General features: G+C 65.4%; 11 protein-coding genes and 1 pseudogene. 7 read left to right on the forward strand and 5 right to left on the reverse strand.

Features of this window, described 5'->3' with window-relative positions:
- Window positions 1–13 precede the first annotated feature (13 nt).
- Window positions 14–1,189: a hypothetical protein gene (locus AB2M62_RS08920; RefSeq protein ID WP_404339526.1), complete on the reverse strand. Its 1,176-nt coding sequence runs from the start codon at window positions 1,187–1,189 to the stop codon at window positions 14–16.
- 318 nt (window positions 1,190–1,507) lie between these two features.
- A pseudogene (locus AB2M62_RS08925) lies at window positions 1,508–1,740 on the reverse strand (GIY-YIG nuclease family protein).
- A gap of 201 nt (window positions 1,741–1,941) precedes the next feature.
- Here AB2M62_RS08925 and AB2M62_RS08930 point away from each other — a divergent pair.
- Window positions 1,942–2,688, forward strand: a complete 747-nt coding sequence (locus AB2M62_RS08930) for an energy transducer TonB (protein WP_404339528.1) — start codon at window positions 1,942–1,944, stop codon at window positions 2,686–2,688.
- Window positions 2,689–2,761: 73 nt separating this feature from the next.
- Here the strand turns inward: AB2M62_RS08930 and AB2M62_RS08935 are convergent, their stop codons facing one another.
- Together AB2M62_RS08935 and AB2M62_RS08940 are read right to left on the reverse strand one after the other, a co-directional pair.
- Window positions 2,762–3,958 (reverse strand): exo-beta-N-acetylmuramidase NamZ domain-containing protein, encoded by a 1,197-nt coding sequence (locus AB2M62_RS08935; RefSeq protein WP_404339530.1) that lies wholly within the window; start codon window positions 3,956–3,958, stop codon window positions 2,762–2,764.
- Window positions 3,955–4,521 carry a DOMON-like domain-containing protein gene (locus AB2M62_RS08940; RefSeq protein ID WP_404339532.1) on the reverse strand — a complete coding sequence of 189 codons (567 nt, stop codon included), beginning with the start codon at window positions 4,519–4,521 and terminating at the stop codon, window positions 3,955–3,957. The genes AB2M62_RS08935 and AB2M62_RS08940 overlap by 4 nt, the downstream gene beginning before the upstream one ends.
- 103 nt (window positions 4,522–4,624) lie before the next feature.
- Between AB2M62_RS08940 and AB2M62_RS08945 the strand changes: the two genes are divergently transcribed.
- From AB2M62_RS08945 to AB2M62_RS08960, 4 genes are all read left to right on the forward strand, one after another.
- Window positions 4,625–5,116 carry a DUF4126 family protein gene (locus AB2M62_RS08945; RefSeq protein ID WP_404339534.1) on the forward strand — a complete coding sequence of 164 codons (492 nt, stop codon included), beginning with the start codon at window positions 4,625–4,627 and terminating at the stop codon, window positions 5,114–5,116.
- 87 nt (window positions 5,117–5,203) lie between these two features.
- Window positions 5,204–6,964: a M61 family metallopeptidase gene (locus tag AB2M62_RS08950; RefSeq protein ID WP_404339536.1), complete on the forward strand. Its 1,761-nt coding sequence runs from the start codon at window positions 5,204–5,206 to the stop codon at window positions 6,962–6,964.
- Window positions 6,965–7,023: 59 nt separating this feature from the next.
- A complete protein-coding gene (gene tyrS, locus AB2M62_RS08955) occupies window positions 7,024–8,250 on the forward strand; it encodes a tyrosine--tRNA ligase (protein WP_404339538.1) in 1,227 nt (408 codons plus the stop codon).
- A 102-nt stretch (window positions 8,251–8,352) separates the two neighbouring features.
- Complete coding sequence (locus AB2M62_RS08960; protein ID WP_404339540.1) at window positions 8,353–8,676, forward strand: PilZ domain-containing protein; 324 nt, start codon at window positions 8,353–8,355, stop codon at window positions 8,674–8,676.
- A gap of 1 nt (window position 8,677) precedes the next feature.
- On the opposite strand, the gene recG is transcribed toward AB2M62_RS08960, so the two are convergent.
- Window positions 8,678–10,741: an ATP-dependent DNA helicase RecG gene (gene recG / locus AB2M62_RS08965; RefSeq protein ID WP_404339542.1), complete on the reverse strand. Its 2,064-nt coding sequence runs from the start codon at window positions 10,739–10,741 to the stop codon at window positions 8,678–8,680.
- Window positions 10,742–10,811: 70 nt separating this feature from the next.
- Here recG and AB2M62_RS08970 point away from each other — a divergent pair, with 70 nt between their 5' ends.
- Together AB2M62_RS08970 and mfd are read left to right on the forward strand one after the other, a co-directional pair.
- On the forward strand, window positions 10,812–11,078 hold the full coding sequence (locus AB2M62_RS08970; protein ID WP_404339544.1) for a succinate dehydrogenase assembly factor 2: 267 nt from the start codon (window positions 10,812–10,814) through the stop codon (window positions 11,076–11,078).
- Window positions 11,079–11,222: 144 nt separating this feature from the next.
- Complete coding sequence (gene mfd / locus AB2M62_RS08975) at window positions 11,223–14,678, forward strand: transcription-repair coupling factor (RefSeq protein WP_404339546.1); 3,456 nt, start codon at window positions 11,223–11,225, stop codon at window positions 14,676–14,678.
- The last annotated feature ends 5 nt before the right edge of the window (window positions 14,679–14,683 follow it).

Here is a 14,683-nt window from a genome sequence, read left to right on the forward strand (position 1 = left end):
CGTTAAAACGAAGCTAAGCTTTTTGCCGCGTGCCTTCGACCGCACCAGCGAGCGTGGCAAAGGCATAAGCGGCGGCGAAATAGAGCCCGTATTGGCCGAAGCCGGCCAGCGCGAACGGCGTGAGCGACAGCAAATGCGCGGCAGGACTCGCCCACCAGCGCAAATGCCGCGACGGCGCACGCTCGACCAGCAATTGCGCCGCCACCGCGACGAGTGCGAGTACCATCGGCGTGGCAGAATGAGTCACTTCCCGTTCGCTGCCGCCGAGCAGCAGGGTGACGCCGCCAAATAGCAGGAAGATCGCCTGTTCGAGCCGCACTGCGCGCGCTTCCTCGCCGCGCAGCGCCGCCATCGCTGCGCCGGTCGCCCAGCCCGCCGTGGCAAGCAGCGCGGCGACCAGCCCGGTGCCTTCCCAGCCGAACGATATTGCGACCAGCGACAACAGCGACACCAGCCCCGAACCGGCGATGATTGCCCAGCTCGGCACGTTGCGCGCCACCAGCCGCGGCAGCGCCATCCGGGCGATCGGCGTGAATATCCAGCGATCGGCCCAATCGACGCGGCGTTCGGTCAGCGCGGCGAGCACGCCGGTATTGCGCGCGGCGAGCCCTTCGACGCTGCGCTCGACGGCGTGGCCACCCCGCACCCGGCCCGCGGCGAGCGGGATATGTTCGGCGCCCGATTGCGCGGCGACGCGGAGCAGCGCCGACTGGAAATCATAATCCTCGGGCATCTGGGCGATCTGGCCGAGCTGGTCGACCGAGATGCGCGCAATGCCTGCCCAGCTGTCACGCATGTCGAGCCGCTCGATCGCCGCCGGCGATCCGGCATCGTCGGTGACGAGCAGCGCATGGCTACCCTCCCCCGCCATTTTGTCGATCACCGGATCGGTGGTCACCAGACCGTCGGCCAGCACGAGCACGCGCGCGCCCGGCTCCATCTTTTCCGCGGCTTCCTCCGCCGAGCGGACAATCTCGATCTCGACCTCGCGCCGTGTCGCGCGGTTTACCGCGGCGAGCAGCGCCGGTGTCACGCGGCCGACCGCAATCAGCACCTGGTCCGCGCCCGCGCCGGCAAGCAGCCGGATCTGATATTCGAGCAAGGTCATGCCGCCAAACGGCAGCGTCGCGACGAGCGTACCCGGCCGGTCGCTCGCCTCCTCGATTGCAAAAATAAGCCCCGCCAGCATGCAGGGGTCGTTAAGCGGAATGCCGCGGGGACGCAATTGCTCCGCACCGGCCCAGGGGGAGCCGGATCGTGGCAGCAGGAACCCTGCCGGTCGCGGGGCGCACTGAATACGGGCGATTTGGGAACATGGGTCGGCGAAACTAAGAAGATCGCACCATAACCGTATTGGCGCATCTTCAACCCCCAAACGCAGCGGCCCTCAGCTTCCTGACCTTAGGCCTCAGGCTCATAAAGCGACCTGTCGGCTAACCCCGTTTGCGGACATTTGCCCACCACGCGTCCCCCCGGGCTTGACCCCGGGGTCCCGCTTCTTCTGGCGTCAGGCGAGTTGATCGAATAAATCCCGCCACTCGGGATTCATGCCTTCGATCAAGGCGAACTTCCATTCGCTGCGCCAGCGCTTCAGGCGCTTTTCCTGCGCGATGCAATCGGTGATGGAAACCGCGTGTTCGGGCCAGACGAGCCGATCCAGCACATATCGGCGGCAGAAATCCGACCCGGCCCGGTGCGATGCTGCGGGACGCGCGCGGCGAGGTTCGCAGTCACGCCCACCTATAGCGTCCCGAGCTAGCGATCCGCCATGATCTAGACCCGGCCGCCTCGACCTTCTGAACCCTGCCTAAAAGACAGAAGAAGCGGGACCCCGATTCAAGCCCGGGGTGACGAAAAGAGAAGGCCCGTTTTCCACCAATTTTCCGTAATGGCGGCTCCCGCCCACTTGCGGACGTACGCGCCCCGCGTGATACCTGCCCAATGCACACCCTGCCCGCCGTTCTCGCGCTTCTTCTTGGGACAGAAGCCGCTGCCAACACGTCATCAATGGGCACCGGCGTGACAGGGGTTTTTGGCGTTCAAGTCGCTGGCACAGTATCGAGTGCGCCTATCGCTCCTCAACAGATCGAAACACCCGCACTAGCGCAGGCGACCGCTAACAAAGCTCGTATGGCAGTGAGACCGGTTCTGAAAATTGAGCCGGATTACATCCGTCCCACCACCGCAATTGAGTCAGGCGAGTATGGCGAGGTATTTATCTCGGGCATTATTGGCGAAGATGGTAAGATCTACGAGCCAGCAATCAAGGTAAGTAGCCGGTCTGACATCATCGATCGGCAGGCGTTGACTGACGTGCGCTCTTTCCTGTTTTCTCCCGCCCGTGACGTAGAGGGACACGCGGTCACTATACCGATTAATCTCTCGTTAGAGTATGGTCACGTGAACTTTCGTGGCTCTAACGGTCTGGCCCAATACCGGTGCAATCAGGCGGTGAAGGACTCAGACTGGTGGAGTCGTACTTGGCCTTCTGACAAGAAGGATCGCATATATGGCACCGTCAAGGGCATGGTCGCCATGCAAGCTCTAAGATCGGGCGATCGTGGTGCCACGAATTTTGATGGAGAGTGGAAGGCCGCAATCGAGGCCTGTCGTAAACAACCAGATAAGCGGTTTTTGGACATGCTGAAGCCGGACGGCGACTTTGTTCGGAGCATGACCAAAGGCTAAGGTCGTCCCGTCCGCTTTCCACCAATCTCCGACATTCGCTCCCCACAGAATGCGGCCGTTCCTGCTTCCCGACCTAGTAAAGCAGGAAGGGCTGCCGCGTTTCCAGCCATGCCGCTTCGTCCGGCAGGGTCAGCGCGTCGAGGTCGCCGGGGGCGGCGCCCGCATCGTCTACCCATTCGCGCAGCCCCGGGCCGCCGTTGATTACGTCGATCGCCAGCTTGTCGAACACATATTCATACGGGAAGTCGCGCCACAGGGCGTACTCGGGATAGAGGTTGCGGATCGCCTTGAAGCCCAGCGCCTGCACCCGCCACGGCTGGAAGGCGGCGTGATAATAAGCGGGCCCTTCGGCGTGTAAGAACACGCCCGAGCAGAGCTGGCCGACATGCTTGTGGAACGTCGGCTGGAACCACATGTCGCGCAGCGTGCAGCCTTCGAGCCATTCGGGCGCTAAGCGGCGCATCTCGGCGATCACGTCGCGGGCGGCAATGTCGGGTGCGCCGAACAGTTCGAGCGGGCGTGTCGTGCCGCGCCCTTCGGAAAGGCTGGTGCCTTCGAGCATCACCGTGCCGGCATAAGCGCGCGCCATGTTGACGTTAGCCGCATTGGGGCTGGGGTTGATCCACGGCCGCTCGGCGGGCCAGCCAAAGCCGGGCGCCGCCGCAGGATCCCAATCCTCCATCGCGATCACCCGGTAATCGACGTCGAGCTTGTAGTGATCGATGAACCACGCGCCCATCTCGCCCAGCGTCATCCCGTGGCGCATCGGCATCGGGCCGGCGCCCACGAAGCTTTCCCAGCCCGGCAGCAGGGTCAGCCCCTCGACCGGGCGGCCCGCGGGATTGGGGCGATCGAGCACCCAGACCGACTTGCCATGCTCGGCCGCGGCTTCGAGCACGTAGAGCAACGTCGTCACGAAGGTGTAGATTCGGCAGCCGACGTCCTGCAGGTCGAGCAGCATCACGTCGAACGTGCCCATCGACTGGCCGGTCGGGCGGCGCACCTCGCCATAGAGACTGAACACCGGCATGCCATAAAGCGGATCGGTGAAGTCGGGCGACTCCATCATATTGTCCTGCAGGTCGCCGCGTACGCCGTGCTGCGGTCCGAACACGGCGCTGACGTTGAGCCCGGCGGCGACCAGCGCATCGAGCGAATGGGTCAGGTCCGCGGTGACCGAGGCGGGGTGCGCGAGCAGCGCGACACGCTTGCCTCCGAGAGGCTTGCGCAGGGTCGGGTCGGCGAGCAGCCGGTCGATGCCGAATTTCATGCGCGCGGTGCTGCCGGGAGTTCGAGGATGAAGCAAGCCGGATCGTGGAAGTCGGGCTTACCGGCCGGATGGGCGAGCGCCCAATAGGATTTGGTGCCGTCGGCCTCCTCGATCACTGCGCTCAGGTTCACGTGGAGCGCGGTCGGCGGCAGATCGGAGAGGTCGAGGTCGGCATCCAAGGTGAACATGCCGCTGGCGCGCTCGCCCTCGACATGGGGATCGATGCCGAGTTCCAATTCCCGCATGCCGGCGCGATAGGCATCGAAGGCATAGGCCGCCCATTGCCCCGAGGGAGAGAAGTTGAATTCGAAATAGCCCTCGCCCGCTCCGCGCAGAAACAATTCGAAACAGGTGGTCTGCCACAGCCCGTCCGCACGGCCCGGCGATTGCGGGGCAGGCACGACCAGCCCGTCGCTGTCGCGCACGACATAGCGCAGCATCAAGTCGGCGCCATCGGTGTCGATCAGCTCGACATCGACTGCGGAGATCGCGGCCGGCGGCGTGTCCGGATGCGGCACCAGTCGGTGGAAGGTTTCGTGGTGCGCGTCATCGAGTGCAGGCATGGCGCGCACTCAAGCAAAGCAAATCGCATCTGGAAAGCCCGGTGCGACGGAGCCCTTCCCCGCCTCGCCCGTTAAGCCCCCGCATTCCTTGGCGGAGACCCTAATGCTGCGTTCCATCCTGATCGGCCTCGTCGCCGGTGCCCGTTCGATGACCCCGCTTGCCGTTGTCGCCAATGCCGCACGTACCGGCACCCTGCCCGCCGACAATGGCGCGCCGAAGTTCCTCGCCAACCCGCTGATCTCGCTCGGCACCACGGCGCTCGCCACGTATGAACTGGTCGGCGACAAGCAGAAGAGCGCGCCCGATCGGATCATCCCGGCGGCCGTGATCATCCGCAGCTTCAATGCGGCGTTCGCCGGCATGGCGCTCTCGCCGCGCAAGGAGCGCTTCGCCGCCGCTGCGGTAGCCGGTGCCACGGCAGTGCTTGCGTCCTACGCTACCTTCGCCGCGCGCATGGTGGCGATGCGCAAGGGCGGCCAGTTCGCCACTGGCCTGATCGAGGACGCCATCGTCGTCTCGACCGCCGTCGCGGCGGCCCGCGCACCCCTTCCCGAACTGCCGGCGCCGACGCGGAAATTGTCGGAAGCGCGCTAGTTCCACGCGCCGCAATCACAAGCAGGTTGCACCGCATCACGTTTGATATACCGTATACGAAACAATCCAGCCGATTGGTTCGTCGCGATGCCCAAGCTTTTTGCCGTTGCGTTAGCGCTCTCTGCCCCCATCGTGATCGGCGCGGCGGTGCCCACGGACTCGGTGCCCGTCTACACGCTGGGCATGCGCGATCCGGCGCACCAGCTGTTCGACGTCGCGCTCGACGTGACTGCCCGCGGCCAGGATTTCACGCTGGTCATGCCGGTGTGGACGCCGGGCTATTACCAGCGAATGGACTATGCCGATAAGGTGCGCGGCTTTGCCGTAACCGATGTCGGCGGGCGCCCGGTCTCTTGGCGCCGCGACGGGAGCCGCTGGCACATCGCCGCGCCGAGCGGAACCAGGCTGCGCGTGCATTATCAGGTGCTCGCCGATCGCGATTTCGTTGCCGCCAACTTCCTCGATGCCAACAAGGGCTATGTCTCGCCCGCGGGGGTGTTCGCCTATCCTGAGGGCCGGCTGCACGCGCCGGTCGAGTTGCGCATCGTGCCGCAGCCCGGCTGGACCGTCGCCACAGGCCTCGCGCCGCTCGGCAAGGCCGCCAACGTCTGGCGTGCGCCTGATTTCGATATTCTCTACGACAGTCCGATCCTGATCGGAAAGCTCGAACGCCTGCCCTCGTTCCGCATCCGCGGCGTGCCGCATCACGTGATTGGCACCGGTTTCGGCACGATCGATCGCCCGCAACTGGTCTCCGATCTCGAAAAGATCGTGACCGCAGCGGTCGAGATGATGGGGGACATTCCCTATCGCGATTATAGCTTCATCGGCATCGGGCCTACCCAGGGCGGCATCGAGCACCTCAACTCAACCAGTTTCGGGTTCGGCCGGCAGGACAATCGCACGCCCGCCGGGCGGCTGCGGCTCGATGCGTTTCTCGCGCACGAATATTTCCACCATTTCAACGTCAAGCGGATCAGGCCGATCGAGCTCGGGCCGTTCGACTATGGCCGCGAGAACCGCACCCGCCAGCTCTGGGTGTCGGAGGGGCTCACGGTCTATTACGAGAACATCCTGCTGCGCCGCGCGGGGCTGATCGACACCAGCGCCTTTCTCGACGACCTTTCGGGAAATCTGCGGGCTTATGAAAACGCACCCGGCCATCGCTACCAGTCGCTGGCCCAGGCGAGCTACGAGACCTGGGAAGACGGTCCGTTCGGCCGCAAGGACGATGATTTCAACAAGACCATCTCCTATTACGACAAGGGGCCGGTGGTCGGCTTCATGCTCGATCTCGCGATCCGTCACGCCACCGCCAATCGGCGCTCGCTCGACGATGTGATGCGCGCGCTCTATCGCGATTACTATCAACGGCTCGGCCGCGGCTTCACCGAGCGGGAGTTCCGCGCGACCTGCGAGGCCATTGCCGGCACGTCGCTCGCCGACCTGTTCGCCTATGTCGATACGACGGCCGATCCCGATTATGCGCGCTATTTCGGCTATGCCGGGCTCGCGGTCGATATGCGTCCGCACGCCCTGCCCGGAGGGTGGCTCGGCATTGCCCTCGATTCCGCCCAACCGGGCCGCATCGCCGATGTCGAGTGGGACTCACCCGCCTGGAAGGCCGGGGTTCGCCGCGGCGATCTCGTCCTGCGCAGCGATCTGGCCAAGATCGCCCCGCTGCTCCCGGACGAGGCGCAGGGCAGGCCCGTCGCGTTGACGATCGGACACCAGGGCGCCGAGCGCCGCGTGGACCTCACGCTCGACACCAAGCGCGAACGCCGCTTCACGCTCACGCCGATGCCCCATGCCGACGCCTTGCAGCGCCGCATCCTCGCAAGCTTCTGAGCCGCGAACGCGCCGACGCTTGGCGCTTGGCGCAAATTCTTGCTAGGCGCGCGCTTATCATGACCGAATACACGTCCGATCTGCTCCGCCTGCTGTCCTCGCGCGGCTATGTTCACCAGGTGACCGACGCGGCGGGGCTCGATGCCCTTGCCGCCAAGCAGATCGTGCCCGGCTACATCGGCTTCGATCCGACCGCGCCGTCGCTCCATGTCGGCAGCCTCGTCCAGATCATGCTGCTGCGCCGCCTCCAGCAAGCGGGCCACAAGCCGATCGTGCTGATGGGCGGCGGCACCGGCAAGGTCGGCGATCCCAGCTTCAAGGACGAAGCGCGCAAGCTGATGACCGAGGAGACGATCGCGGCGAACATCGCCTCGATCAAGACCGTGTTCGAGAACTTCCTCACCTTTGGCGACGGCCCGACCGACGCGGTGATGCTCGACAACGCCCAGTGGCTCGACGCGCTCGAATATCTCCCGTTCCTGCGCGATTACGGCCAGCATTTCTCGGTCAACCGGATGCTCAGCTTCAATTCGGTCAAGCTGCGGCTCGATCGCGAGCAATCGCTGAGCTTCCTCGAATTCAACTACATGATCCTTCAGGCCTATGACTTCCTCGAGCTGTCGCGTCGCCAAGCGTGCCGGCTGCAGATGGGCGGGTCGGACCAGTGGGGCAACATCGTCAATGGCATCGAGCTGTCGCGCCGCGTCGACGGCACCGAGGTGTTCGGCGTCACCACCCCGCTGATCACCACGGCCGATGGCGGCAAGATGGGCAAGACCATGTCCGGCGCGGTGTGGCTCAATCCCGATCAGCTCGGCCATTACGACTATTGGCAGTTCTGGCGGAACACCGACGATCGCGACGTCGGCCGCTTCCTGCGGCTGTTCACCGACATTCCGCTCGACGAGATCGCCCGACTCGAAGCGCTGGAGGGCGCCGAGATCAACGAGGCGAAGAAGATCCTCGCCAATGCCGCGACTGCGATGTGCCGCGGCGAGGCGGCGGCGCTCGAGGCGGCCGAGACCGCACGCCGGACCTTCGAGGAAGGCAGCGTGGGCGACGCGCTGCCGACGCATGCGGTGGCGGGCAGCATCACGGTCGTCGACGCGCTGATCGCGCTCGGGCTGTGCGCGTCCAAGGGTGAGGCGCGCCGAAAAATCGGCGAGGGTGCGATCCGCATCGATGATGTCGCAGTCACCGATCCCGCGGCGGAGATCGCCGTGACCCGCCAGACCAAGCTGAGCTTCGGCAAAAAGCGCCACGGACTGTTGACCCCCGCGTCATAAAACTGCGCGGCAACCCTCTGTTAAGCAGCTTTGTTGCGAGGCGATTCACGCGGATCGTATACGGAATGCGCCGATACCCCAAATTCCTATGAGGATGGGCGCGTGAGCATCTTGGGCAGCAATCTGGCGATAGCCGAGGACCGTCACGAGGAACGCGACGATGTCCATTATCGCACGCGGGCTATGGTTCCCGATGGGCGACAGCTTTCGCTCACGATCGTCAACATCTCGCCACACGGCCTGATGGCGCGCTGCGACACCCAGCTAGAAACCGGCGACAAGCTGCGGGTGACGCTTCCCCAGGCCGGCGCGGTCGTCGGCGAGATCCGCTGGTCGCTGGGCGGACGGCTCGGCTGCCAGTTCGATCGGGCGATCGACCTTGCGACCTATTATGCCCTCGTCGCGGCGATGGTGAAGGGCAAGTAGCTCAACCGGCGCGCAGCAGCCCGACCGCGGCATCGCGCTCGAACAGATACAGTGCCACGCGCGCCGCCTGCCCGCGCGCCGTCTCCATCTCGCGGTCCTGATCGACGAGCAGCCGCGCGTCGGCATTGGCCATTTCCAGCAGCGGCCCCAATCTCTCTGGCGGGACCAGGCGAAAGCCCTGATCGCCCGATTGGCGCGTGCCGAGCCATTCGCCGCCGCCGCGCAGCTCGAGATCGCGCTCGGCGATCAAAAAGCCGTCGGTGGTGTCGCGCATCAGCGCCAGTCGCGCGCGCGACGTCTCGCTCAGCCCCTTGCCGCGCAGCAATATGCAGTGCGACTTGCCGCCGCCCCGCCCGACTCGGCCCCGAAGCTGGTGGAGCTGGGCAAGCCCGAAGCGATCGGCATGTTCGATCACGATCAGCGTCGCATTGGGCACGTCGACGCCCACTTCGATCACCGTGGTCGCGACCAGCACGCCGATCTCGCCCGATGCGAAGCGCGCCATCACCGCGTCCTTCTCAGGCCCCTTCATCCGGCCATGGACCAGCCCGACCTTGTCGCCGAAGCGCAGCGCCAGCTCGGCGGCGCGCGCCTCGGCGGCCGCCATGTCGCTCTTCTCGCTTTCCTCGACCAGCGGGCACACCCAATAGGCCTGCTTGCCGCTGTCGAGATGGCGCCCCAATCCGGCAACGACGGCGTCGAGCTTGTCTTCGGCGATCACGCTGGTCTCGATCGGCTCGCGGCCGGGCGGCATTTCGTCGAGGCGGCTGACGTCCATCTCGCCATGCGAGGCGAGCTGGAGCGTGCGCGGGATCGGCGTCGCGGTCATCACCAGCAGATGCGGCGGCACCTGCGCCTTGGATTGGAGCATCAGCCGCTCGGCAACGCCGAACCGGTGCTGCTCGTCGACCACCACCAGGCCCAGGTCGCGATACGCCACGCCCTGCTGGAAGATCGCATGGGTGCCGACCAGGATGTCGATCTCGCCCGCCGCCAGCCCCATCAGCGTCGCCTCGCGCGCACGGCCCTTGTCGCGGCCGGTGAGGATCGCGACGCGCACGCCCAGGCCGGAGAGCTGGCGGTTGAGCGTGTCGAAATGCTGGCGCGCCAGGATCTCGGTGGGGGCGAGCAGCGCGCCCTGCGCGCCAGCTTCCGCTGCGATCAGCAGCGCCATCGTCGCCACCAGCGTCTTGCCCGATCCCACATCGCCCTGGAGCAGACGCAGCATCGGGCGAGTCTGCGCCATGTCACCTTCGATCTCGCGGATCGTCCGCGCCTGCGCGCCGGTGGGGGCATAGGGCAGCTTGAGAGCGTCGCGCAGCCGTCCGTCGCCGGCCAGCGCGCGGCCGCGCTTGGCGCGTGCCGCCCCGCTCACCAGCAGCAGCGCGAGCTGGTTGGCGAACACCTCGTCATAGGCGAGCCGCTCGCGCGCCTTGGCGTCGGCAGGATCGGCATGGATCGCCGCCAGCGCCGCGCGCCAATCGGGCCAGCCATGGCGTTCCTTGAGGCTCGGCTCGATCCATTCGGGCAGCTCGGGCGCGCGCGCGATCGCCTGCGCCGCGAAACCGCCGATCCGCTTCGAAGTGATCCCTTCGGAGCAGGGATAGATCGCCTCGCGTCCGCCCTCGCCTTCAACCTCGTCGAGCGGCAGGACATGGTCGGGATGGACCATCTGCAGTTCCTGGCCATATTGCTCGAGCTTGCCCGAGACCCAGCGTGGCTCGCCTTCGGGCAACAGCTTCTTCACCCAGCCCGAATTGCCGCGGAAATAGACGAGGCTGACATAATTGCCCTTTCCGTCCACCGCCTGCACTCGTGCCGGGGCCCTTGGGCTCGATCCGAAGCGATAGCTCACCGCCCGCAGCGTGATCGCGATCACTCGCCCGGCATCGGCGGCGTCCAGCTCGGTGCGCGGCAGCCGATCGACGAATCCGGTGGGCAGATGAAACGCCACGTCGATGGCGCGCGCGAGGCCGAGCTTCTCGAGCGGCTTCGACAAGGCCGCGCCTACGCCTTTCAGCGCGGTGATCTCGGCGAACAGTGGATTGAGAATGTCGGGCCGCATGTCTATCTCGCCCCTACACCCAAGCCGGCCGCGCTTTCCAGCGCTGCCGGCCAATTCGCGTTGGAGGCTCATGGACCGCGAACATCGATTGAAGCGCCTGCGCTTCCGCGCCTGGCATCGCGGCGTGAAAGAGGCCGATCTGCTGATCGGCGGCTTTTTCGACGCCCACAGCGCCGGCTGGGACGATGCCGAGATCGACCTGTTCGAGGCGCTGCTCGAGGAACAGGATGTCGATATCATGGCCTGGGCAATGGGAACGGACGCCGTTCCGGAACGCTACCACGGCACGATCATGACCGCGCTCAAGACGTTGAACTACGTACCGATTTCGAACTGAAACCCCTCCCTGCAAGGGAGGGGTCGGGGGTGGGTTCGCGAGCATAGCGAGCGTCCTTCACGATCCCCGAACGCCCGAGCCGGCGCTGGCGCGCCGGCACCCACCCCCAGCCCCTCCCTTGCAGGGAGGGGAGCGGAAGAGTGAATGCCCGACCTTAAGAAGATCCTCTCCGCCACCCGTCCCCTCACCCTCGCCGGCGTCCCCGCAGGGTTCGAGCCGTGGATGCTCGCGGATCTCGCCCGTGCCGGCGGCACTGCCGTGTTCATCGCCTCCGACGAATCGGCGATGCGCGCGATCGCCTCGACTGCGCCCTATTTTGCGCCAGAGCTCGAAGTGCTGAGCTATCCGGCCTGGGACTGTCTTCCCTATGATCGCGCTTCGCCGACGCTGCGGGTGATGGCAGAGCGGCTGGCGACGCTTCATGCGCTCCAGGCCAAGTCCGATCGGCCGCGCCTAATCCTGACGACCGTCAATGCCGCGACGCAACGCACGCTCACCCCCTTCCGCATTCGCCAGTTGGTGGCGCGGCTGGTTCCGGGCGAGCGTATCGGCCTCGACAAGCTGGCGACGCTGCTTCAGGCCAATGGCTATATTCGAGTCGATACCGTCAACGATTCCGGCGAATTCGCGGTACGCGGCGGCTTGGTCGATCTGTTTCCCTCGGGTTCCGAACAGGCGCTGCGCCTCGATTTCTTCGGCAACGAAATCGAGAGCGTCCGCACCTTCTCGCCCGAGGACCAGCGCACGACTGGCCGGATAGACGGCTTCACCCTGCTGCCGGCTTCGGAATCGCTGCTCGATGAGGAGAGCATCAAGCGCTTCCGGGCACGCTATCGTGAGAAGTTCGGTGCCACCGCCACCGGCGATCCGCTCTATCAGGCGATCAGCGACGGCCGCCGCCTTGCCGGCATGGAGCATTGGCTGCCGCTGTTCGAAGAGCGGCTGGAGACGCTGTTCGAGCATCTTCCCGACGACGCCGTCATCGTCCGCGATGGTGCAACCGGAAGTGCCGCCGAGCAGCGCTTCGAGGCGATCGCCGACTATCAGCAGAATCGCGTCCGCGCGGAGAGCACGTCGCCCGGCAGCTATCGCCCGCTCGAGTCGGCGGCGCTGTATCTCACGCCCGAACAATGGGCCCGTGCGCTCGATCACGGCCCGGTCCATGTCGCGACGCCGTTCCACGAGCCCGAAAGCGCGACCGTGCTCGATTTCAACGTCGACGGCCCCCGCGATTTCGCGCCCGAGCGCGCCGCCGGGACCAACGTCTATGAAGCGGTGGTCGAGCATCTCGCCAGGGTGCGCAAAAGCGGCAAGAAGCCGATCCTCGCCAGCTATTCCATCGGCGCGCGCGAGCGGCTCGCCGGGTTGCTCGCCGACCATGATCTCAAGGGTGCGCGCCCTGCCGAGACGTGGCAGGAAGCGCTGGGTGCCGCCGACAAGGGAATCGCCCTGGTCGTGCTGCCGCTCGATCACGGCTTCACCGCGCCCGATATCGCGCTGCTCACCGAGCAGGACATGCTCGGTGATCGCCTCGTCCGCCGTTCGAAGCGCCGCAAGAACACCGACGCGTTTCTTCAGGAGCTCGCCACGCTCTCGCCGGGCGATCTCGTCGTGCACATCGATCATGGCATCGGCCGCTATGAGGGGCTGACACAGATCCCGGTGCAGAAGGCGCCGCACGATTGCGTCGCGCTGAGCTATGCCGGCGGCGACAAGCTGTTCGTCCCGATCGAAAATCTCGAAGTGCTCAGCCGCTATGGCTCGGGCGAGGACGGCGCAGCGCTCGATCGCCTGGGCGGCGAGGCGTGGCAGCGCCGCAAGTCGAAGATGAAGGAGCGGATCCGCGAGATTGCGGGCGAGCTGATCGTCACTGCGGCGAAGCGCGCCACCCGACCCGCCGAAATCGCCGAGCCCGATCATGGCGGCTATCCCGCGTTCGTCGATCGCTTCCCGTATGAGGAAACCGACGATCAAAATCGTGCGATTAGTGACGTTCTTGGTGATCTTTCCGCGGGAAAGCCGATGGACCGCCTCGTCGTCGGCGATGTTGGGTTTGGAAAGACCGAAGTCGCACTGCGCGCTGCATTCGTCGCGGCGATGGCGGGCATGCAGGTCGCCGTGGTCTGTCCCACCACGCTGCTCGCGCGCCAGCATCACCGCAATTTCGTCGAGCGCTTCCAGGGCTTTCCCATCGAAGTCGGTCGCCTGTCCCGGCTGGTCCCGGCCGCCGAGGCCAAGGCGGTCAAGGAAGGTCTGGCCGACGGCAAGATCGACGTGGTGATCGGCACCCATGCGATTCTCTCCAAGTCGATCGATTTCAAGCAACTCGGGCTGGTGATCGTCGACGAAGAGCAGCGTTTCGGCGTCACCCACAAGGAACGGCTCAAGGCGATGAAGGCCGACGTCCACGTCCTCACCCTCACCGCCACGCCGATCCCGCGCACCTTGCAGATGGCGATGTCGGGGCTGCGCGAGCTGTCAGTGATCCAGACCCCGCCGGTCGATCGTCTGGCGGTGCGCACCTATGTCATGCCCTGGGATCCGGTGGTGCTGCGCGAAGCGCTGCTGCGCGAACATTATCGCGGCGGCCAGGCCTATTTCGTCACGCCGCGCATCTCGGACCTTCCCGATATCGAGAAGTTCCTGCGCGAGGATATTCCCGAGATCAGCTACGTCGTCGCGCATGGCCAGATGGCGCCGACCGAGGTCGAGGAGCGGATGTCGGCCTTTTATGATCGGCGCTACGATCTTCTGGTCTCGACCACGATTATAGAGAGCGGGCTCGATATTCCCAGCGCCAACACGCTGATCGTCAACCGCGCCGACAAGTTCGGCCTGGCGCAGCTCTATCAGATCCGCGGCCGGGTCGGCCGTTCGAAGACGCGCGCCTATGCCTATATGACCACGCCGCCGGAACGGCAGATGACCGAGGCGGCGAGCAAGCGGTTGAAGGTGCTCTCCGATCTCGAATCCTTGGGTGCCGGCTTCCAGCTCGCCAGCCACGATCTCGACATCCGCGGCGCAGGCAATCTGCTCGGCGACGAGCAGTCGGGGCACATCAAGGAAGTTGGATACGAACTCTACCAGTCGATGCTGGAGGAAGCGATCCTCGATGCAAAAGTCGGCAACCTACGCGACGAGCGCCCCAAGGATCTCAGCCCGCAGATCACCGTCGACGCGCCGATCCTCATCCCGGAGGACTATGTCCCCGATCTCGACCTGCGCATGGGGCTCTATCGCCGTCTCAACGATGTCGAGGACACGCGCGGCATCGAGGAGTTCGCCGCCGAGCTGATCGACCGGTTCGGCAAGCTGCCCGAGCCCACCGAGAATTTGCTCCAGCTGATCGAGACCAAGCTCAACGCCAAGAATGCCTGCATCGCCAAGATCGATGTCGGCCCCAAGGGCGCGCTCGTCACCTTCCACGAGGATAAATTCCCCAATGTCCCGGGGCTGCTCGCCTATGTCGACAAGCTTGAAGGTACAGCTCGGTTACGACCCGACATGAAACTGGTGATCAATCGCGTCTGGGCCAATCCCAAGGCGCGCCTGCACGGCGCATTGCAATTGTCGCGCGGCCTCGCAAAGGCGGCAGGATGATGCAG

Origin of the sequence: Sphingomonas sp. MMS12-HWE2-04, assembly GCF_044881185.1 — a bacterium.
In the GTDB taxonomy this organism is placed as follows: Bacteria; Pseudomonadota; Alphaproteobacteria; order Sphingomonadales; family Sphingomonadaceae; genus Sphingomonas.

Coding starts and splice junctions, on each gene's coding strand:
- AB2M62_RS08970 (WP_404339544.1), top strand. CDS start 10,812: ATGGACCGCGAACATCGATTGAAGCGCCTGCGCTTCCGCGCCTGGCAT.
- AB2M62_RS08935 (WP_404339530.1), bottom strand. CDS start 3,958: ATGAAATTCGGCATCGACCGGCTGCTCGCCGACCCGACCCTGCGCAAG.
- recG (WP_404339542.1), bottom strand. CDS start 10,741: ATGCGGCCCGACATTCTCAATCCACTGTTCGCCGAGATCACCGCGCTG.
- mfd (WP_404339546.1), top strand. CDS start 11,223: ATGCCCGACCTTAAGAAGATCCTCTCCGCCACCCGTCCCCTCACCCTC.
- AB2M62_RS08950 (WP_404339536.1), top strand. CDS start 5,204: ATGCCCAAGCTTTTTGCCGTTGCGTTAGCGCTCTCTGCCCCCATCGTG.
- AB2M62_RS08920 (WP_404339526.1), bottom strand. CDS start 1,189: ATGCTGGCGGGGCTTATTTTTGCAATCGAGGAGGCGAGCGACCGGCCG.
- AB2M62_RS08945 (WP_404339534.1), top strand. CDS start 4,625: ATGCTGCGTTCCATCCTGATCGGCCTCGTCGCCGGTGCCCGTTCGATG.
- tyrS (WP_404339538.1), top strand. CDS start 7,024: ATGACCGAATACACGTCCGATCTGCTCCGCCTGCTGTCCTCGCGCGGC.
- AB2M62_RS08930 (WP_404339528.1), top strand. CDS start 1,942: ATGCACACCCTGCCCGCCGTTCTCGCGCTTCTTCTTGGGACAGAAGCC.
- AB2M62_RS08940 (WP_404339532.1), bottom strand. CDS start 4,521: ATGCCTGCACTCGATGACGCGCACCACGAAACCTTCCACCGACTGGTG.